We start from the raw sequence: 20585 nt of genomic DNA on the forward strand, positions 1-20585 counted from the left end.
TAAGCACGCCGCCAGCGTTCATCCTGAGCCAGGATCAAACTCTCTGATAAAATGTTTGATTCGTTTACTCAAGACAACCGTTTGGCTATCTCTCGTTTTTACTGCTTTTGGTTTGTTAAAACCGTTCTTTAAAATGTAAAGAAATTTTCGAGAATCGTATGTGTTTCACTGTTTAGTTATCAAGGTTTTTCGTTCTGTCTCTCAGACAGCTCATTTATTTTATCTCATCTCAAATCATTTGTCAAGTACTTTTTCAACTTTTTTCAAATTCTTTTTTGATGAATTTCTGTCTCGCTGACAGCTTGTTTACTTTATCATGTTTGCAAGCGTTTGTCAACAAGTTTTTTCATTTTTTTGAAAAGTTTATTTTTTTCAAAAAAATAACGGAGAAGGAGGGATTTGAACCCTCGCGCCGCGTTAGCGACCTATACCCTTAGCAGGGGCACCTCTTCGGCCTCTTGAGTACTTCTCCAGACTCCGAACTCATAATTTCTTATTAAATTGGAGTGCATTTCTTCTGTCTTTTCATCCGAAACGCAGGTTTAATTATAGCGGAAGGCGATATGCTTTGTCAACACCTTTTTTTATTTTTTTACATTAATTTTATTGTATTGCGATAGATGGGGAATAACAAAGGATGTATACTGTTGTTTATTGCCTTATTGCATAGGGCTACGCGGGTCGCATTTTCAATGCGGGAGATGCAGGGGGAAGGCCATCTCAGAGTTCCGTAAGCCCGAAGGCCCTCCCCCTGCACCCCCCACCCTCTTGGGCACGGAAACCAGTGTTACATCTTCGATGTGTAACACAGTTGACTCTTGTCTGTATTCTTCGGTATTCAGGATGTAGCTCTTTGCCGATCCAATCTTCTGTATGCTACGATATTCAAAATGGTTCTCTTTGCCGATCTAGTTTTCTATATGCCACTCTATTTCAAAATACTTCCCTTCACCAATTTAATCCATATACACTATAAGAAACTCCACACAACCAGGACAGGGCGCCACAGCGCCCGCCTCCGTCCCTCTGCAGGCTTGTTTTCTCCTTTCCGGCCTGAATGCACAGCCAAGGCTCAGGATACTGGCTGGCTCTGCTTCTACAGGAGGGGTGCGCTTCTTAGATGGCGGGAATCTGCGTTGTTTTTCAAAAGTTCGCTGTTTGAGCGAAGCGAGTTCGGACTTTTGGAAAACGGTTTTAGCAGATTTTCGGCATCTTAGAAGCCAGCCCCCGACGAAGCCGCAGACCGGACAGTATCCTGAGCCTCGGCGTCCCGTCAGCCACCAAACCGTCCAATCACCAACAACCTCCCGCAGAAGCCCACCCTCCCAGCCATCCAGCGCAGCGCTGATGGCTCAACAACCTTCAAATTCAACAAAAAAAGAGACTGCACACCCATGCAGCCTCTTAATGTTATTGATACAGTTTTTCGTTAGATCATCCAGAAATTATCCGTGCAGACAATCTTCCTATAAGTCTCAAACTTAAACCACTTATTATGAAACTCCGACTTATTATCAGCCCCCTTAAACTCCTCCAGGAACTGCTGATAATCATCATTACTGCGGATCTCCAGCGCAAAACCTCTCTCATCTACAACAGGAAGTCCCATAAAGGCATACTTATCCAGCGGAATAATATCCAGCACCTTCTTATCACGAATAAGAACAGCTGCATTGTCCTCCAGGGATACAATATCAAAATAACCCGGATACTCGAAGCTATCACCCTCTGTAGGTACAGTATCCCCTACATGATAAGTCTTGACCTCTTTATCCGCTTTGGAAAGCAGCGCATTCTCAAGGTTAAAATAGAACTCCTCAAAAACATAACCGCCAACCTTCACATCATCCTTCTGGAAATAAGGCTTCTCACCCTCAGTATCCACAGACTCCACAACACCACAAGCCGAAGTCATATGACTCACACGGTCGATCAGAATCAGTTCCCCAAGAGTCTTATTCTTCTTAAACTCATCCAACACAACCTTATCAGAAAGCCCGATCTTACACAAAGCAATCTCATTCTTCACAATCGTATCCGCAGGCAGATGCTCCCCGGTATTCACGTCAGTCTTAAACTCAATACTCTTAACCACACCTGCGATCTTCTTGGTACCAAGCTTCACAAGATATTCCTTGCCCACTTCAAGTCTGGAATCATCCATCCAGAGAAGCGTAGCCTCAAAACCTTTAGCCACCGGAATCTCATTATTATTGGTAAGAACACAGCCACGGCTGACATCCACCTCTTTATCCAGCTGAATGGTAACAGCCTGGCCTGCAACAGCCTCCTCACGGTTATCACTGCCCACCAGGATCGTCTTAACAGCCGCTGTCTCGTTGCTGGGGAGCGTAGTGATGGTATCGCCTACATGAACCCGGCCACTCTCGATCTGGCCCTGGAAACCACGGAATTCATGGTTTGGACGGGAAACTCGCTGGACAGGAAGATAAAACTCGCTGACATTCTCAGCCTCTGAAACATCCACAGTCTCAAGATGCTCCAGAAGAGCTTTCCCCGTATACCAGGGCATATTCGGAGACTTCTTCGTTACGTTATCACCCTCTGTAGCACTGACAGGAATAATCACAACATCCTGAAGACCCAGAGTCTCAGAAAGCTCATTGATATCCTTCACGATCTCGTTAAAACGGCTCTCACTGTAACCAACAAGATCCGTCTTATTAACAGCAAATACAAAATGATGGATACCCATCAGAGCGCAGATACGCGCATGACGTCTTGTCTGCACCAGAACACCCTGTTTTGCATCCACAAGAATAATGGAAAGCTGGGCAAAAGAAGCGCCAACTGCCATGTTTCTTGTATACTCCTCATGACCAGGAGTATCTGCAACAATAAAACTTCTCTTATCCGTTGTAAAATAACGGTATGCAACATCAATGGTGATACCCTGCTCACGCTCAGCCATCAGACCATCCAGAAGAAGAGAATAATCAATGGCACCACCTCTGGAACCTACCTTGCTGTCCAGAAGAAGGGCTTTTTCCTGGTCTGCATATAAAAGCTTGGAATCATAAAGAATATGGCCGATCAGTGTAGACTTTCCATCATCCACACTTCCGCAAGTGATAAATTTCAGTAATCCGCTCATCCTAGAAGTACCCCTCTCTCTTTCTTTTTTCCATGCTGGCAGCTCCGCCGTCGGAATCGATAACACGTGTAGTTCTCTCAGATTCCACAGAGCTTAAAGTCTCGTCAATGATCTCGTCCAGTGTTTCTGCGTCAGACTCGATACCACCTGTCAGAGGATAGCATCCAAGAGTACGGAAACGAACTTTTTTCATCTGCGGCTCCTCACCCGGGTTCAGACGCATTCTGTCGTCATCCACCATAATGATGTTGCCGTCTCTGTATACAACCGGACGCTCTTTTGCAAAATACAGCGGAACGATCGGGATATTTTCTCTCTTAATGTACTGCCAGATATCAGTCTCAGTCCAGTTGGAGATTGGGAAAACACGGATGCTTTCACCTTTGTTGATCTCAGTATTGTAAAGCTTCCACATCTCCGGACGCTGGTTCTTCGGATCCCAGGCCTGCTCTGCGTTACGGAAGGAGAAGATACGCTCTTTTGCACGGCTTTTCTCCTCATCACGACGGCCGCCGCCAAATGCAGCTGTGAAACCATATTTTTTAAGAGCCTGTTTCAGGGCCTGTGTTTTCATGATATCTGTATATGCGGAACCACTGTCAAAAGGATTGATTCCCTGTTTCACACCGTCCTGGTTAATGTACTCAAGCATTTCAATCCCGAGATCTTTTGCAGTCTTGTCACGGAATTCGATCATCTCTTTAAATTTCCAGGTTGTATTTACATGAAGAAACGGGAATGGCGGTTTCTCCGGGTAAAAAGCTTTCATCGCAAGATGAAGCATTACAGAACTGTCTTTTCCTATAGAATAAAGCATTACCGGCTTTTCGCACTCTGCTGCAACTTCACGGATGATGTAAATTGCCTCCGCTTCCAGCTCATCCAAATGTGATAATCCACTCATATCTGATCTCATCCTCCTGTTCCGGCCGCCAAAACCGGCAGCACCTGTTTTCTAGTATTTATTCGAATTTCGTCGATCCACATCGATCACGGATGTGGAACCGTCTGTTTTTGTAATGATCCAGTGAAGGATATCACCTTCGCTTTTTACATTCATGATACTTCCGTTACCACCGATATCCGCACCAAGGAAAAAGTCAATGGCGCCGGCTTTACATTCCTTTACACAGGAAACACAGCCCCAGCAGTTTTTCGGATATTTCATCACGGCTTTTTTGTCTTCCATGACAATCAGGGTTCCCGGACATACTTCACTGCACTTTCTGCAGCCAACACATTTTTTCTGATCAATTCGTATGCTCATATGTGTCCTCCTTTACAATGTCACGGAAAATGATCTTGATCTCGCCGTTTTCCAGTTTCGAATTTACATATTTATAAAATTTCTCATCGGTTTCCGGATGATCCAGATTTTCGTTGAAAGAATGCCATCTGGTCTCTTTTCGGTTTTTCAGATGAGCGATCAGTGAACGGCACACAATGAGACGCTCACGAAGTTCGTATGCAAACATCAGCTCATGCATATCTGCTGCCGCTGTTTTTTCGGCAAGAGCCTGAAGCTTAAGGATCTTTTCATCTGCAAGATCCAGCTGTTTCTCATTGAACTGATAATTGGAAGCAATTCCTCCCGCATACTCGTCCATGACTTTCTGCATGGCTTCCTCAAGCTCCTCAACGGAAAATGCCGGTGCATCTTCATTACGGAACTTTTCGTACTGAGAAAGGATTTTTTCTTCCTGAACTTTGATCTCCGCTTCTGTGGTAATATCCGCTTCTTTCAGAGATCCTGCGGAAAACTGTTTCACCATATCCAGTGCTGCAAGTTTTCCTTCTGCAAGTGCCCCTGTTACATATTTCTGGGGACATCCGCCTGCAACATCACCTGCTGCATAAAGACCTTTCACAGTAGTCTCACGGCCTGTGTTTACCCAGTAGCCGCTAGCTGTATGGCCGCCTACGATATAGGGCTCTGTTCCCTGGATCTCCACATCCTGCTCACTTGGGTTTTTTCCACTTTCGATCCATTTCAGAGTCTGGCTTGGTGCCATGTTCAGATAAGCTTTCAGAAGATCTTCATCCTGCTCTTTCGTGATCCCTGTAGTCTTCAGGTAACACGGGCCATGGCCAAGCTGATTTTCCCGGACTGTTCCGTAAACTCGCTCGCTTGTGGTCAGACCGTATTTTGTCTCGTAGATCTCGCCTGCCGCATTGATCTGTTTTGCGCCGACACCCTGTGCGATGGTTCCTGTAGGAGCGATGGTGTCCTTGCAGCGAAGAGCAATAAAACGCATCTCAAAAGATGTCATCTCCGCGCCTGCCAGGATTCCCATTGCGTATCCGGCACCTGTGTTAAATGGCGGATACCACATCTTATGTCTGGAAAATCCCGGATTGTTTGGTTTATAGAGACCAGCTGCACCTCCGGTCGCAACAAGAATTGCTTTTGCCCGGATAATGTATGCTGTTTCTTCCATAATAGAGAAGCCAACCGCTCCGTAAACCTGTCCATCTTTTACAAGAAGGTCTGTGATGTTTACATAATTCAGAACGTCTACATTTTCTGCTTCATGAACGGCATCAGCAAGAAGCGGTTTAAAATTCTCACCATTGATCTTGATGTTACGGTTTCCTCTGGCTACATAATCGCCATTTTCGTCCTTCAGGATCACAAGGCCAAGTTTCTCCATCTTCGCGGTAACTTCGTTGAAGTTCTCTGCAGCTGTGAGAAGAAGATCCTGCCTTACGATTCCTGCGGCATCTTTTGTGGCATAATCTACATAGTCCTGAGGTTTGCGGCCTTTTACAATGTAGGCATTGATGGCGTTGACACCTGCTGCAAGACAGCCGCTTCGTTTGATATTTGCTTTTTCTGCGATCAGCACCTTGCCGGCTTTCTGTTCTGAGAGAACCAGCGCCGCATAGCAACCTGCGGTACCTCCGCCTATGATCAGCACATCGGTTGTAATTTCTTTTGTGTTTAATCTGTTTTTCATACTCATCACTCTGTTATCTGAATCTCATGTACAGTTACATTTTTTTCTTTGTCTACGCCGAAGGCCTTCAGCACCGGGTTTTCTGCATCCATAAGGGAGAGGATCAGATATTCGATGTTCGGGTCAAAAGCAAGTCGTTTGTCTTCTTCGGAAGGCCTTGACGGAGACTCCGGATGAGAATGAAAGTTTCCGATCATCTGATATCCGTTCTGACGGATATCTTTGATCGCGCTCAGCTGTTCTTTCGGGTCCATGGAAAAGTGCTCGTTACTCTCGTCGATATTTGTCAGTAAATACACCTTCTCGATGGTTTTTACATCGCCCTCAATGGTCCCGCCCAGAAGGCCGCAGGACTCATTGGGAAGTCCCTTTCTGCAATGGTCTAATATTTTTTCGTAATCTTCTTTTTTTAATTTCAGCATTATCTTCGCAGCCTCCAATGGGTTTCTATACTTATTTATACTGCCTGCACCAGCAGACACTTTTGACTTCTATATGATCAGTGTTTCAGCTCGCACACAGCCTGCTCGTAATCGATCAGCTCTGTGATGGTCGGATTGTCGCCGCATACCGGGCAGTGATGGTTCTTCGGAAGTTTTACGGTACGGAATGTCATCTTCAGCGCATCGTAGGTAAGAAGTCTTCCTGTAAGAAGGTCACCCTGTCCGATGATGTACTTGATGGCTTCCATTGCCTGAAGGCTTCCGATCACGCCGCCCATGGCTCCGATAACACCAGCCTGCTTACAGGTCGGTACGGCATCCTTTGGTGGCGGGCTCTGGAATGCACATCTGTAGCATGGTCCCTGTCCCGGAACGTAAGTCATCAGCTGTCCCTGGAAACGGATGATACCTGCATGTGAAAACGGTTTCTCAGCCATTACACAGGCATCGTTGATAAGGAATTTTGCAGGGAAGTTGTCCGTTCCATCCAGAATGAAATCGTAATCTTTGATCAGATCCATAATGTTGCTGGAATCTACAAATGTATGATATGTATTTACGGTAACGTCCGGGTTGATGGCTTTCATAGTCTCAGCCGCAGACTCTACTTTCAGTTTGCCAACATCTGCAGTTGTGTGGATGACCTGTCTCTGAAGATTGGAAAGATCTACCTCATCTGCATCTACGATTCCGATTGTTCCCACACCTGCTGCTGCAAGGTAAAGGGCTGCCGGTGCTCCAAGTCCGCCGGCTCCGATGATAAGAACCTTGGCATTCAGAAGCTTTTTCTGGCCTTTTACTCCCACCTCTTTCAGGATGATGTGGCGGGAGTAACGCTCAAGCTGCTCATTTGTAAAAGCCATTATCTTGCGCCTCCTCCCATGTAGTACAGGAACTCAACAACATCACCGTCTTTTACAACTGTGTTCGGAACGTCTTCTTTGCTGATGAATTCATCGTTGATGGTTACGGTTACATACTCAGGACTTTCGATATCCTCTTTCTCAATAAGCTCTGTAAGTTTCAGTCCGTCTTCGTATTCTTTTTTATTTCCTGCAACTGTGATTGTCATTTCTCTGTTCTCCTATTCTTCAACTTTTCTTACGATCAGTGTATAAGTTCCATCTTCATTATCTTCAAGTTTCAGGATCTGATGTCCTTCTTCTTTTACGCTTCTCGGTACATTCTGTACTGGCTCGCCATCGTTCATTTTGATCGCCAGGATCTGTCCGTCGTCTAGCTCCTCAAGTGCTACTTTTGCTTTTACAAAAGTTACCGGGCAAACTACATCGGTAATATCTACTGTATCATCAATTTTAATATCAGCCATTGTATGCTCCTTTCAAAACTTCCTGAAGTTTTTCAGCGCCTACCCAGTCGATGGTAAATTTAAAACGCTCTCCCGGATTTGCATAGTCATCAAAGAACTGGATCGCTGCATCGGTCACTCTGAAAAGCTGTTCTTCAGAGGTGATCAGCGGAAGGAATTCCTGTCCCTTGCTGATGTGATTTCCAAACGTTCCGCCAAAGGAAACGATAAATGCTTCGTTTACATACCATGCATCTACAGGACAGGATTTTGCACATCTGCCGCAGTAGTTACATTTCTCTGTGTCGATCACCAGCTTGTCATCTTTAAAGGAGATGGCGTTTTCTCTACAGGCTTTTTCACAGACTCCACAGTGGATACATGTATCTTCTTTCCAGCTGACCTGTGCTGCTCCTTTGATTCCTACATCGTTCTCCTCTGCTTTCAGACAGTTGTTCTGACATCCGGTAACACCGAATTTGAATTTATGAGGAAGCTCTCTTCCAAAATATCTCTCATTTAATTTCACCGCAATGTCATAGCTGTTGATGTTTCCGCTTGGACAGACTGCATTACCCTGGCAGGCTGTAACTGTACGGACTCTCGGTCCGCAGACACCAGGTTTGCATCCGCCTTTCGCAAGATCATCTTTTACATCATCAATATCATCTAATTTAATGAACGGGATCTCAACTCCCTGTCTGGAAGTAAGATGTACATATCCGTCACCATATTTCTCAGCTACTTCTGCGATTTTCTTAAGGTTTTCTGCTGTAAGCGTACCGCCTACACAGGCAAGACGAAGAGAAAAATTATTTTTCTGCTTCTGTCTCATGAAACCACCTTTTTTTAATGTAGCGTAATCTACTTTTGCCATAACGAACTCTCCATTTCTCTGCCGTGCAGCTATCGATTTTATCTGTTACTCTCTATCGCTTCTTTAAAATCTCTCTTTAAATCTTCAATATCTTCAATTCCCACACTGATACGGATCAGGTCTTCGAATACTCCTGACTGCAATTTCTCTTCATCGGAAATGTGTGCCGCGATAGTGGATTCAGGATGAATGACCAGTGTCTTCGTGTCTCCGATGTTGGAGATGATCAGCGGAATCTTCAATGAATTAATAATGGAAAAAGCCTTCTCCTTGCTTCCGGTTCTTACGGTTACGATAGCTCCGTAGCCATTCCTGAACTGCTTTTTCGCAATTTCGTGATAAGGGCTTTCTTCCAGTCCCGGATAATTTACTTCAATGTCACCACCCAGGCTTTGTAAAAATCTGGCAAGTTCCAGTGCGTTGTCACACTGTCTCTGCATTCGAAGCCCCAGGGTTTCCAGTCCCAGATTATTAAGGAAAGCATTCTGCGGAGCAAGACACGCGCCAGTGTTCCGGAAAAGTCCGTTTCGAAGTTTGGCGATGTATGCAAATGGTCCGAATTTCCGGTATGGAGCAAGTCCCGGATATCGGTCAGGGTCCCATTTCAGACCCTTACCACAGACAAGAATGCCGCTGATTGCATCGCTGCTTCCATTGATATATTTGGAAGAGGAATGAACCACGATGTCAGCTCCAAGCTTCAGTGGCTGGATCAGATACGGGGTTGCTACCGTGTTGTCTACGATCAGTGGTACGTCATGCTTATGTGCCACTTCTGCAACCGCCTGGATATCGGTAACGTCCAGCTTGGGGTTTCCGATAGTTTCCGCAAAAACAAGTCTCGTTTTCTCTGTGATCTCTGCCTCAAAAGCTTCCGGCTTATTCTCACTTACGTACTTTACGGAGATCCCGAAAGGCTTCAAATCATCAAACAGTTCCACAGTTCCGCCGTACAGTCCGCAGGCTGCCACGATCTCGTCTCCTGCCTGCAGAATGTTCAGAAACGCATTGGTCAGCGCCGCCATTCCGGAAGCACATGCTACACTGCCGATTCCATCCTCCAGCATAGTCACTCTTTTCTCAAAGGACTCTACCGTAGGATTGTTGATCCTTGTATAGGAGAAGCCCATTTTTTTATTATCAAAAATTTTCTCCAGGTCTTCCGCGCTGTCATGTCGGAATGCGCTGCTCTGATAGATTGGAACCTGTGTGGCACCCTGCGGATATTTCTCATTGGTGCCGTGGAGCAGCCCTGTATTAAAGCCGTATTCGTTCATAGCCTCTGCCCTTTCTTTTGTTGACACTTATATTAACCTACTATTCATAGTATGTCAATAGGAAAATGGGATTAAATGTATTTTTTTGTGTACACAACTATACAGCAGCATGGTACAATTATAGCAGTTACGGGAATTACAACCCCAAAAGAAAGATGCTCGCAGACATACAAACCTACATTAAAAGCAGGAGGTGATCCCTATCAATATAAATCCGAAGCTCCGAACTATTTTTCACTCTTTATTCAGCCCCACCCTTGATTTCCGCGTCCGGCTGTTCAACATCCTCGCCTTGGGAGGTACTGTGATCAGCCTGATCATGGCCTTTCTCAGTCTCGGGACCGGTTCCTGGGGAAATGTACTGATCAATTTTGCGCTGGTTGCAATCTCCGGAGGGCTTTTTCTTTATTCCTATTACAGTGGAAAATATCAGCGCTGCTACCTGATCACCATTGTCGTGATCTTTCTGATCGTTTTTCCGGTGATGTTTTTTACCAGCGGCGGTTATCGTGGCGGCATGCCGGCTTTCTTCGTGTTTGCTATTATTTTCACCGTGCTGATGCTGAAAAAAAGACGGGCTCTGATCGTTTCTCTGCTGGAGATTATCCTATATATAGGACTGTGTCTGATTGCATACCATTTCCCGGACACTGTAACTCCTTTTGCCACGGAAGCTGACCGGCTGGCAGATATTCTTCTTGCGTTTGTCTCTGTAAGTATTGTCTGCGGCAGTGTTCTCTATCTTCATCTGAAGGAATATAATCAGCAGCAGCTCCTTCTGGAGGAACAGAATCTGCGGTTGCGCTCCCTTGATAATGCCAAGTCCACCTTCCTGACCACCGTTGCCCACGAGATCAAAAATCCTCTGAACTCCATCGCTCTCCACGCCCGTGACACCTCCGAGCTCCTTGAGGAAGATCCTCTGGATTTCTCTCTTATGCAGGAAAATCTCCGCACCATCGAACAATCAGTAATGCGGATTGACCGGATTGTGCTGGATCTTATGGATACCGTTTCCATTGAGCAGGGACGGCTTGCCCTTTCCCTTGTACCATCAGATCTGGGAGCACTTTTACATTCTGTGGAAAAAGATTTCAGCAGTCATCCAAGTCCCGGGAATAACCAGCTGGTCCTTACGATACAGCCCAACCTCCCGGAAATCTCTGCAGACCCGGAACGGCTGATCCAGGTTATCACCAATCTGATCTCCAATGCAGAACGGCACACCCAAAACGGAACCATCACCATTTCTCTTTCCGGCGAACCGGGCTGGCAGACCATCTGCGTCTCCGACACCGGAACCGGCATGTCAGAAGAAATGCGAAAAAACGCACTCAAGGGTTATGTTTCTGCAGATAAAGATTACTGGCGGCACGGCATAGGCCTCTATGTATGTCATCAGATAATCACTGCCCACGGCGGCAAAATATGGCTGAAAAGTAAAGAAGGCGAGGGAACTCAGGTGTTCTTCTCACTTCCGGAGGAGGAATCATAAATGAATGAAAAGAAATCGCTTATCCTTATGGTCGAGGATGAAGAACAGGTGCTGAATACCAACTGCCGGATGCTACGGCGCCGTGGCTACGATGTCCGCACTGCACAGACAGCCGCCGAAGCCTGTCATCAGCTTGAAGAACATCTGCCGGATCTTCTTATCCTGGACATTATGCTTCCGGACGGAAACGGTCTGGATATCTGCCGCCGCTTCCGCGAAAAAACCATGAATCCGGTTCTTTTTCTCACCGGAAAAAGTGATATCCGGGATCGGGTAGAAGGACTTCAGCAGGGAGGCGACTATTATCTCACCAAACCTTATAATTTCGATGAATTTCTGGCCGTGATCCAGATGCTTCTGGAACGCCAGAAACGAATGGAAAAAAAAATAAAAGAAAAATTTCAGTCCTCCCGTCAGATCACCATCGGCAGCCTGCGGCTGGATCTTTCGGACGGCCATGCATATCTCAATAATGCCGACACAGGTCTTACCCGGACCGAATTCTCTCTGCTGCGTCTCCTTGCAGAAAACCAGGAGAAGATTTTTTCTGCAAAGGAGCTCTACGAAGCGGTATGGGGCAGTTGTGCAGGAACAGATACCAGCACGGTACGGCGGCATATCTTTAACCTCCGGACCAAGATCGGTGCCGAGGATACCGATGAATATGACATTGTCTCGGTTTATGGGAAGGGATATCTTTTTACCTGCCGGTAAATGTCTCTTTTTTTTCACATTTCCGGATATCAGGATCTGTCTGTTACAATATACTTAACAAACAGATCCTTTTTATTTTGTAAAAATTTATGATACGTGGACAGTAACTGAATAACTGCTGCGCAATTTATCAGGAGGTGCCTATGCATAAAAAAATCTTAGTTCTTTTAACAGGCGCGATCGCTCTTTCCATATCTGCAGTCCCGGTCCTCGCTTCTGACCCTCCAACCGATGACGGTCAGTACATCTGGCAGGATGAAAACGGAGATTACTGGTACCGCAATGGTTCCGAGGATGAATATATCGGGGAAGGTAATTATGCCCCTGACCCGGATTCCGGTGAACTGATGGAAGGCAACAATGCCGGCTGGACCGAACAGGACGGTTATTTTGAGCCTCATTATTATTATGAGGACGGCAGTGTGTGGCTGGAAGATGCCACCGGAACTACTTATATTGGTTCCAGAGATGACTATTATATTGATGACTACGGCAATCTTCAGGAATATTCCGATTCAGAAGATAATTCCTCCTCCAATACTACTGGAAACTCCTCCTCGCAAACTTCCGATTCTTCATACCCCGGTTCCTCTTCCAATACAGATACAGAAGAATCTTCTGAATCGGAAAAGCGCGGCGAGCTTCATATGCGGGTTGGATTCCATGACAGTGACACGGTCATAGAATCCATGCCCGAAAAAGAAAATTATTTCGAACGACGTTATGTAAACGATGAAAAAAGCACTGCTGCTGTTTTAAAAGTAGCTAATTCTTCTCTGGAGGATTCCTCCGCGAATGATTTTCTGGCGGAATATTATCCGGTAAAAGGTGAGATCACTACAAAGAAAGACCTTACTTTTGAATCTTATCCGGCTACAAAATATCAGTATGTAACTTCCGTCAATGAGGAAGATAAAAATGTAGATGCCCTTGTATGCCAGACTGACGATTATACATTTGGACTTTTTATCCTGACTCCATCTGATACTTATGATAAAGCTGCCGAAAAAGCAGCAGCTGAACTGATCAAATCTGTAAATTTCATTTATGCGGAGCGTATTGATATGGCCATGACCGATCATTTCCAGGTTCTCACTCCGGAGCGTTGGAAATATCTCTGCCATTATGAGACAACCGAAACAGAAAACGGTGGCTATAAACTTACTTATTATAATGAAGATGTTCCGGTCCTGACTCTGGAAGCCAGATATTACGATGGCAAAGACCAGCCTCTGGACAGTGTATGGCAGGGTTATCTCGGTCGTATCGAAGCAATGGATGGTAAAAAATACGATCTTCTTGCCACTGTCAGCCAGTATTCTGAGGATGCCTCCGATGAGTGGAAAGAAATGTATGATACTTACGAAGATGTTATAAATGGAATCCGTATGCTGGATGGCTGTTCTCTGGTGGAAGGAAGCCATGCCTGATCCTTTTGTCCCCTCTGCCATTATTTTGCAGATTGGAAAATTCATGACTGCGTGAGATGTTGATCGTTGTCATTTTTTCCAGTTGCAAAAGGCACATCATATTTATGCAAAAGAAGCTGCAGAACTTGGGTCTTCATTGTTCTGCAGCTTCTTTATGTTGTTTTGTCTGATTATATCTTCTGATTTTTATCCTTCATAAATCTGGTCAAAAACACCACCGTCCGAGAAATGTGTTTCCTGTGCCTTTTTCCATCCACCGAAATCATCAATGGTAACAAGATTGATGTCCAGGTCAAACACATCGGAGTATTCCTTCAGAATATCCTGGTTTGACGGACGGTAATAATTGTCACCGGCGATCCGCTGTGCTTCATCGGAATAGAGATAATTCAGATATTCCTCTGCCACATCTCTGGTGCCTCTTTTGTCTACAACTTTATCGACTACTGCTACAGATGGCTGTGCAAGGATGCTGATGCTTGGTGTTACGATCTCGTAGTCGTCCGGATAATCTTTTACGGAAAGATAGGCTTCATTTTCCCAGGCGATCAGTACATCACCCTGTCCGTTTTCCACGAAAGAGGTCGTTGCGCCTCTGGCTCCGGTGTCCAGGACAAGTACGTTTTTGTAAAGATCTCCGATGAATTCTTTAATTTTATCCTCGTCTCCGTTATATTTATCTTTTGCATAGGCCCAGGCTGCCAGATAGTTCCATCTTGCTCCGCCGGAGGTTTTCGGGTTTGGTGTGATCACACCTACGTCTTTTTTTACCAGATCGTCCCAGTCTTTGATGTTCTTGGGATTTCCTTTTCTTACAAGGAATACGATGGTTGAAGTGTAAGGGGAACTGTCTTCCGGAAACTCATCTACCCATCCGTCATCGATAAGTCCTGCATCCTGGATCGCATCCACGTCATACTCCAGTGCCAGTGTTACCACATCTGCTTCCAGTCCGTTGGCAACTTCAAGTGCCTGCTTGCCGGAGCCTCCATGAGACTGCGTGATATCCACATCCTGGCCCGTTTTTTCTTTCCAGTGTTTCTGGAAGATCTTATTGTACTGCTCATAAAGTTCTCGGGTCGGGTCATAAGATACATTGGTAATGCTGACGCTGTCCGCCGCATATGTGGTTACTCCTGTAAGGCTTCCGATCGCTGCTATTGCTGCAAGAGCTGCTACTGCTGATTTCCATCTTCTTTTCATAATACTTACCTCCTGTATTTTGCCTCGTGTTTTGTTGTTGGGGCTATTATAAACATGAGTAAGTCCATATGAAAACTGTTAGATTAGAAACCGTTTTCAGCAGTTTTCAGAAACAGGGGTGTTTTTGCGGATTTCACAGGTTTTTATATCTGATTCCGGCCGATATTATGTTGTTTTTGTTGATTTTTGCATCGTATTTTATTGTTCCGGGAGTATATGTGAAAACGTCATCAGCCTTGTGAATCCAACAAATTCTCCCAGTACTCCCCTCTGTTTGGCAAAAATCTTTCTGCATTCATTTTTCTGAAACAGTTATCCACACCCGCCTTGAAAAATCTTTCTTTCGGGCGGGTGGTTTTCCACATATTCCACAGAAATTATCCCCTGTTGGCTGTGCAGTCATCTATGCGCTTGTGCGACATTATCTCTTTTTACAGATATATATAATCATTCATTACCGGCTGCAGGCCGTGGTCTTTCAGGGCGTTGAAGACTTCGTCCACGGATCTTGCATCAGAAATCTCAAACTGGTCATCGCCTTTATCTTCGATGTCTTCCACATGGCTTCCGATTCCTGTGCTGACACCTGCAGAAATCTTGGTTGCTGCGATATTTACCAGATTGTCACGGACACGCTCGCACTCTCTGGTGGATACAGTAATGCTTGCAAATGGCATAAACAGGCGATATGCACAGACTACCTGCAGAAGCTGCGGTTCGTGGACGTCCTTCGGATTGATCCGGTCATTGTTGATGATCGGGCGAAGTCTCGGGCAGGAAAAAGCAATCTCTGCGTGGGGATATTTTCTCTGCAGAAGGTATGCGTGATATCCCGTCGCAAAAGCATCTTTACGGAAATCATCCAGCCCCAGAAGCGCCGCAAAGCCAACTCCTCGCATGCCGCCTTTCAGTGCACGCTCCTGTGTATTTAATCTGTATGGAAAAATCCTCTTGTGGCCTGCCAGATGCAGGGTTTCGTATTTATCAGAATTATAGGTCTCCTGGAAAACAGTTACATAATCTGCACCGCATTTGTGAAGATATGCATACTCATCAGAATTCATCGGATACACTTCAAGACCTACCACCTTGAAATATTTCCGGGCAATCTCGCAGGCTTTTCCGATATATTCTACATTGGATTTGGATTTGCTTTCACCGGTAAGGATCAGGATTTCCTGAAGGCCGGTTTCTGCAATAGCTGCCATTTCCTTCTCAATCTCTTCCTCATTCAGCTGTGCACGGCGGATCTTGTTGTGGCAGTTAAATCCACAGTAAATACAGTAATTTTCGCAGTAGTTTGCAATGTAGATCGGTGTAAACATACAGACACTGTTTCCAAAATGTTTTCTTGTTTCGATCCGCGCTGCCTGTGCGATCTCTTCCAGAAGAGGCAGTGCTGCCGGTGAAAGCAGTGCCTGAAAATCTTCCGGTGTACGGTTGTCATGGGCCAGGGCTCTGCGTACATCTGCTTCTGTGTATTTGTCATAATCATATGCATTCATTGCGGAAATAACCTGATCCATCACATCAGACTCTTCCAGCTGTTCCATATCCGGAAGGTACTTCATGTGGTCGATACGATTCTTTTTCATGTCTTCCAGAATTTCTTCGTTTACGATACTCTCATTAAAATGGCCGTCCTGCTGACTGGCCTGTACTGTTTCTGCCATTGTTGTTATGTCGCTCCTCTCGCACTTTTATTATCTCTAAACTATTTTATTCATGAAGAAATCCGGTCAGCGGTGAAGACGCGCTGGCTCCTCTTTCCAGAGTTCTTCCCATGCCGGAAAGGTATGCACTTCTTCCTGCCTCGATAGCTTTCTTAAAGGCCTCTGCCATAACACGGACGTCTCCTGCTGTTGCGATGGCTGTGTTTGCCATAACTGCCGCAGCACCCATTTCCATAGCCTCACATGCCTGTGACGGACGGCCGATTCCTGCGTCTACAATGATCGGAAGGTCGATCTCATCTATGAGGATCTGGATGAATTCTTTTGTGCAGATTCCTTTGTTGGAACCGATCGGAGAACCAAGCGGCATTACACAGGCAGCTCCTGCGTTTACCAGATCTCTGGCAGCGTTCAGATCCGGATACATGTACGGCATGACAACGAAGCCTTCTTTTGCAAGGATCTCAGTTGCTTTGATAGTCTCATAATTATCCGGGAGAAGATATTTGGAATCATGGATAACTTCGATCTTTACAAAATCTCCACAGCCAAGCTCACGGGAAAGTCTTGCGATACGGACTGCTTCCTGTGCGTTTCTGGCACCGGATGTATTTGGAAGAAGTGTAACATCCTTCGGCACGTAGTCCAGAATGTTGGCAAGTCCGCCTTCATTTGCACGGCGCAGGGCAAGTGTTACGATCTGTGTTCCTGCTTTTTCGATACATGCTTTTACAAGATCCAGAGAAAATTTTCCGGAACCAAGAATAAAACGGGAAGTAAACTCATGGCCTCCCAGGATCAGTTTGTCTTCATTTGTGTTTGCTGTTGTCATTTTTTATGTCCACCTTTCTTTTTATCTGTCAATTACATAATAATATCGCCTTTTATCTCAGCAGCTTCCGCCGCCCATAAACTGCAGAATCTCCACAACATCGCCGTCTTTCAGCACTGTTGTATCGTAAGTCTCTCTCTTGATGATCTCTTCATTCAGTTCAACTACTACCTGCACCGGAACATAATTGCAGGCTTTCAGATATTCGGTTACTGTCACCGGATTTTCCAGTGTTCTTTTCTCGCCGTTTACTGTGATCATAAGCTCTCCTTTCCGAGAATAAAAAAAGAGTCCACAAAGAAATACACCCGCGGTGGTGCACCCCTTCATGAACTCAGTTCACTCTCAAAATTTCCTGTATTCCGTTGTAGATACCAGGGTTAAAAGCATCTGCTCTTAAGCCCTTCCTTGTAAATCCTGATCATAAATAAAAAAGGAGATACACCAAAGTATCTCCCGTAAATTCATCCTATACGTTCCTACGTTGGCATTATCCAAATCAGGTATAAGGGTCGAAGTTGAAGACTTCCTCTCAGCCTGCCATCACAAGCTCCCCTGTTATTTACAATGCTTAGTATAAGGCGAATTATGATTAATGTCAAGCCTGAAAGGCTTAAGCCACCTTACATAACGGAATAGAAAACCCCGGAAGGCTCGCACACTTCCGGGGTTTTCGTTTTTGCCAATGTTTGAATTTCATCACATTTCTTAGCTACTATTATCTCATGCTTTCCACTCTGTTTTGTCAACCAGAGTATATTACAATTCCGGAACCACTGTAGTCCATAGATGATTTCCTATTTTCTGGAAATCCCCCTCCAGAGACATTACAGTTACTACTGCATCCTTGTCAGGAAACGCCAGACAGAACTGACCATAATTTCCATCGGATCGATAGGAACCGGCTTCCGGATTCATGACAAACTGATATCCATATCCAAAACCGGAATAAAGATTTCCCGGACTTCCTGCCGCTGAATTGTCTACAAGATTGGAAGTCGCAACTTTCATATACTCTTCCGGCACCAACTGTTTTCCATTGTATTTTCCTTTATGAAGGATCAGCTGTCCATATCTGGTGAACTCGTCAATATTTACATAAAGACCATTCGCAGCATGTACATGACCTTTCGGACACAAAGTCCAGTCCGGATTTCCAATTCCCAATGGTTCAAAAAATCGATTTCTCAGATATTCCAGAAGGTTGACACCCGCACGTTTTTCAATGGCACAACTGATCATATATGTGTTGAAATTACTGTACAGCCACTGGGTTCCTGGTTTATTTACAACCTTCGCGTTCTCAAAGAAATATCTGATCCAGTCCGGTGTTGTATAACGTTCCGGCCAGTCACAGAAAAACAGTGAGCTTTCCAGACCGGTGGTCATTGTCAGCATATTTTCCAGGGTCACATCACCAAGATATCCTTCTGTTTTTTCTGGAACATACTCCGGAAAAATATCAACGATCTTCTCATCCAGCTGAATCAATCCCTCATCCAGTGCAATTCCCACTGCACAGGATACCACGCCTTTGCATGCAGACCAGGTATTCAGGCGGGTTTTCACCGGCATTCTTTTATATTCTGCCGTTAACTGTCCTTCACGCCATATCTGCGCATACATAACATTGAGATTTTCTTTTAAAGTTTTGATAGCAAATTCATTAATCAGGTTCTGGTCTTTATTCATAAACATTAATCCTCCCACACACTTGTTTCCATCTTTACATCAGGACTTACACTTCTAAACCATCCGTAAGCCATGCATACTACAATGGCTATCAGACTGATGATTACTACCGGAAGTTTCAGGCTTCTGCAAGAATTGATAAAAATGCAGATATATGCAAACAGGCTCAAACAGCAGAGGAAATAATATTTTCCGTTAGAAATATGCATTGGTGATTTTTCCCATGCTTCTGCATGTTTTTTCGGAAGCTGGAAATAAGCATAAATCTGCAGAAATGCCAGTGCTGATGCCAGAAGCATAATATTATTTACAACATCACTGATAGAAAAGTCCAGTAACACAGGTAATATTCCCATAAGATAAGTAAATGTCATCAGTTTCCAGTAAGCCCCTCTTCTGTTCTGAGCTGCCCATGATTTCGGAAGCCATCCATCTTTACAGGACTGTGCAACCGGAATACAGTTATTGGAAATTGTTGAATTAATGGATGAAGACAGTGCAAGTACCGGACCACCAATCATAAATACTGTGAAAAGTGCCGGATTTAAAATATTTTTTGCAACCAGGGTAAGCGGCTGTCCGGCTACCTGATCCAGAGGAAGCACACCACTTGCTACAATTGCAACACCGCCATATACAACCATCAGTGTCGGAATACAGTACAGAAGTGCCTTTGGAATATCTTTATGTGCTTCTTTTGCCTGTTTACCATAATTCATAATGCAGGAATATCCGTTTGTTGAATATACATACAGCATGATTGCGGAAAAGAATCCGGATGGACCATTGGAGAAAAAGTCTGGTGCTGTAAACTCAAACACCGGATTTTTCAGCTGGAGGCATCCCAGAACAATAAACAGACCAAGTGCAACAAACAGCAGGATAACCAGAATTTTCTGTACCTTCGCCATTACATCCACACCACACAGATTGATGGCAAAGAACACACTCAGGGCTGCAATTCCAAACCATTTCGCATTGATCTGCGGCCACAGGGAATTTGCATACATACCAATTGCCACACCATAAGTCGCCAGATTGATCGTCTGTGGCAAAAATCCTACTGCATACATACCGGCAACTCGTTTGCCGGCCATATCTCCTACCAGAGAATAAAATCCTCCTCCAAGTTTCAGTGTAGATGTGATCCATGGAATTGGTGCAATCATCATAAATCCCCAGATACATGCAGCTACATATGCCAGCCATGCTGACTGACCAGTCAAAAGAATTGCCGGTCCGATCAGTGTCAGAACACCCGATCCAATCGCCTGTCCTACACCGATTGTATAAAGATCACTTCGTTTCAGGTAACCTGTTTTTTCTTTTATTTCCTTTACTGTTGACGACATAAAAGCCCCCCTTTTTTATTGGCTCTAATATTAATAGTGCAATTAATTCTTTTTCTGACGTCATATGAATTATTTAATGCTATATTAACATCTAGGTTTCAAGATTTCTATTGACAATATTATTAAAAATACACACTTTAATTTGTGCATTATTTACATCTTTTTTATATCAAGAAGAATTTTTTACTCCATTATATTGTAATCAAACTTTACACC

19 protein-coding genes, 1 tRNA gene and 1 riboswitch are annotated in these 20585 nt (G+C 44.7%); of the genes, 3 read left to right on the top strand and 17 right to left on the bottom strand.

The features are described 5' to 3' along the window. Nucleotides 1–384 precede the first annotated feature (384 nt). The 11 genes from G5B06_RS07380 to G5B06_RS07430 form a co-directional block, all read right to left on the bottom strand. Nucleotides 385–472, bottom strand: a tRNA-Ser gene (locus G5B06_RS07380). Between the two features lie 957 nt (nt 473–1429). Next, entirely contained in the window at nt 1430–3115 is a 1686-nt protein-coding gene (locus tag G5B06_RS07385) for a sulfate adenylyltransferase subunit 1 (RefSeq protein WP_173771632.1), read from the bottom strand. Nucleotide 3116: 1 nt separating this feature from the next. Continuing rightward, nucleotides 3117–4019, bottom strand: a complete 903-nt coding sequence (gene cysD / locus G5B06_RS07390; protein WP_015526618.1) for a sulfate adenylyltransferase subunit CysD — start codon at nt 4017–4019, stop codon at nt 3117–3119. Nucleotides 4020–4070: 51 nt separating this feature from the next. Next, complete coding sequence (locus G5B06_RS07395; protein WP_015526617.1) at nt 4071–4382, bottom strand: 4Fe-4S dicluster domain-containing protein; 312 nt, start codon at nt 4380–4382, stop codon at nt 4071–4073. Further along, nucleotides 4366–6072: an adenylyl-sulfate reductase subunit alpha gene (locus G5B06_RS07400; protein ID WP_173771634.1), complete on the bottom strand. Its 1707-nt coding sequence runs from the start codon at nt 6070–6072 to the stop codon at nt 4366–4368. The genes G5B06_RS07395 and G5B06_RS07400 overlap by 17 nt, the downstream gene beginning before the upstream one ends. Before the next feature lie 5 nt (nt 6073–6077). Beyond that, nucleotides 6078–6494, bottom strand: a complete 417-nt coding sequence (locus G5B06_RS07405; RefSeq protein WP_021976043.1) for a M67 family metallopeptidase — start codon at nt 6492–6494, stop codon at nt 6078–6080. A gap of 77 nt (nt 6495–6571) precedes the next feature. Beyond that, nucleotides 6572–7378, bottom strand: coding sequence for a thiazole biosynthesis adenylyltransferase ThiF (thiF, locus tag G5B06_RS07410; protein WP_118071859.1), 807 nt, complete (start codon nt 7376–7378; stop codon nt 6572–6574). Next, entirely contained in the window at nt 7378–7587 is a 210-nt protein-coding gene (thiS, locus tag G5B06_RS07415; protein ID WP_021976045.1) for a sulfur carrier protein ThiS, read from the bottom strand. Before thiS (G5B06_RS07415) ends, thiF begins: the two co-directional genes overlap by 1 nt. A gap of 12 nt (nt 7588–7599) precedes the next feature. After that, a complete protein-coding gene (locus G5B06_RS07420) occupies nt 7600–7845 on the bottom strand; it encodes a sulfurtransferase TusA family protein (protein WP_015526613.1) in 246 nt (81 codons plus the stop codon). Further along, nucleotides 7838–8701, bottom strand: a complete 864-nt coding sequence (locus G5B06_RS07425; protein ID WP_173771636.1) for a 4Fe-4S binding protein — start codon at nt 8699–8701, stop codon at nt 7838–7840. Before G5B06_RS07425 ends, G5B06_RS07420 begins: the two co-directional genes overlap by 8 nt. Nucleotides 8702–8739: 38 nt before the next feature. Further along, nucleotides 8740–9978 (bottom strand): O-acetylhomoserine aminocarboxypropyltransferase/cysteine synthase family protein, encoded by a 1239-nt coding sequence (locus G5B06_RS07430; RefSeq protein ID WP_173762202.1) that lies wholly within the window; start codon nt 9976–9978, stop codon nt 8740–8742. 304 nt (nt 9979–10282) lie between these two features. Here G5B06_RS07430 and G5B06_RS07435 point away from each other — a divergent pair, with 304 nt between their 5' ends. From G5B06_RS07435 to G5B06_RS07445, 3 genes are all read left to right on the top strand, one after another. Further along, nucleotides 10283–11473 (top strand): sensor histidine kinase, encoded by a 1191-nt coding sequence (locus tag G5B06_RS07435; protein ID WP_294414086.1) that lies wholly within the window; start codon nt 10283–10285, stop codon nt 11471–11473. Beyond that, a complete protein-coding gene (locus G5B06_RS07440) occupies nt 11474–12187 on the top strand; it encodes a response regulator transcription factor (RefSeq protein WP_173762193.1) in 714 nt (237 codons plus the stop codon). Nucleotides 12188–12330: 143 nt separating this feature from the next. After that, entirely contained in the window at nt 12331–13617 is a 1287-nt protein-coding gene (locus tag G5B06_RS07445; RefSeq protein ID WP_173771638.1) for a hypothetical protein, read from the top strand. Between the two features lie 186 nt (nt 13618–13803). Here G5B06_RS07445 and G5B06_RS07450 read toward each other — a convergent pair whose 3' ends face one another. The 6 genes from G5B06_RS07450 to G5B06_RS07475 all read right to left on the bottom strand — a co-directional run bounded on the left by G5B06_RS07450 (nt 13804) and on the right by G5B06_RS07475 (nt 20369). Then, nucleotides 13804–14820, bottom strand: a complete 1017-nt coding sequence (locus tag G5B06_RS07450; RefSeq protein ID WP_173771640.1) for a sulfate ABC transporter substrate-binding protein — start codon at nt 14818–14820, stop codon at nt 13804–13806. A gap of 431 nt (nt 14821–15251) precedes the next feature. Then, nucleotides 15252–16493 (bottom strand): 2-iminoacetate synthase ThiH, encoded by a 1242-nt coding sequence (thiH, locus tag G5B06_RS07455; protein ID WP_148445792.1) that lies wholly within the window; start codon nt 16491–16493, stop codon nt 15252–15254. A gap of 46 nt (nt 16494–16539) precedes the next feature. Next, a complete protein-coding gene (locus G5B06_RS07460; RefSeq protein WP_021977211.1) occupies nt 16540–17325 on the bottom strand; it encodes a thiazole synthase in 786 nt (261 codons plus the stop codon). A 57-nt stretch (nt 17326–17382) separates the two neighbouring features. After that, entirely contained in the window at nt 17383–17586 is a 204-nt protein-coding gene (thiS, locus tag G5B06_RS07465) for a sulfur carrier protein ThiS (protein ID WP_021977212.1), read from the bottom strand. A 198-nt stretch (nt 17587–17784) separates the two neighbouring features. Beyond that, nucleotides 17785–17892, bottom strand: a riboswitch (TPP riboswitch). A 192-nt stretch (nt 17893–18084) separates the two neighbouring features. Then, a complete protein-coding gene (locus G5B06_RS07470; protein ID WP_173762190.1) occupies nt 18085–19017 on the bottom strand; it encodes a serine hydrolase domain-containing protein in 933 nt (310 codons plus the stop codon). Nucleotides 19018–19022: 5 nt separating this feature from the next. Beyond that, the gene (locus G5B06_RS07475; protein ID WP_021653084.1) at nt 19023–20369 is read right to left on the bottom strand and encodes an APC family permease; all 1347 of its coding nucleotides are present in this window, start codon (nt 20367–20369) and stop codon (nt 19023–19025) included. Nucleotides 20370–20585: the final 216 nt, after the last annotated feature.

Origin of the sequence: Blautia luti (genome assembly GCF_013304735.1) — a bacterium.
Lineage (GTDB): Bacteria > Bacillota > Clostridia > Lachnospirales > Lachnospiraceae > Blautia_A.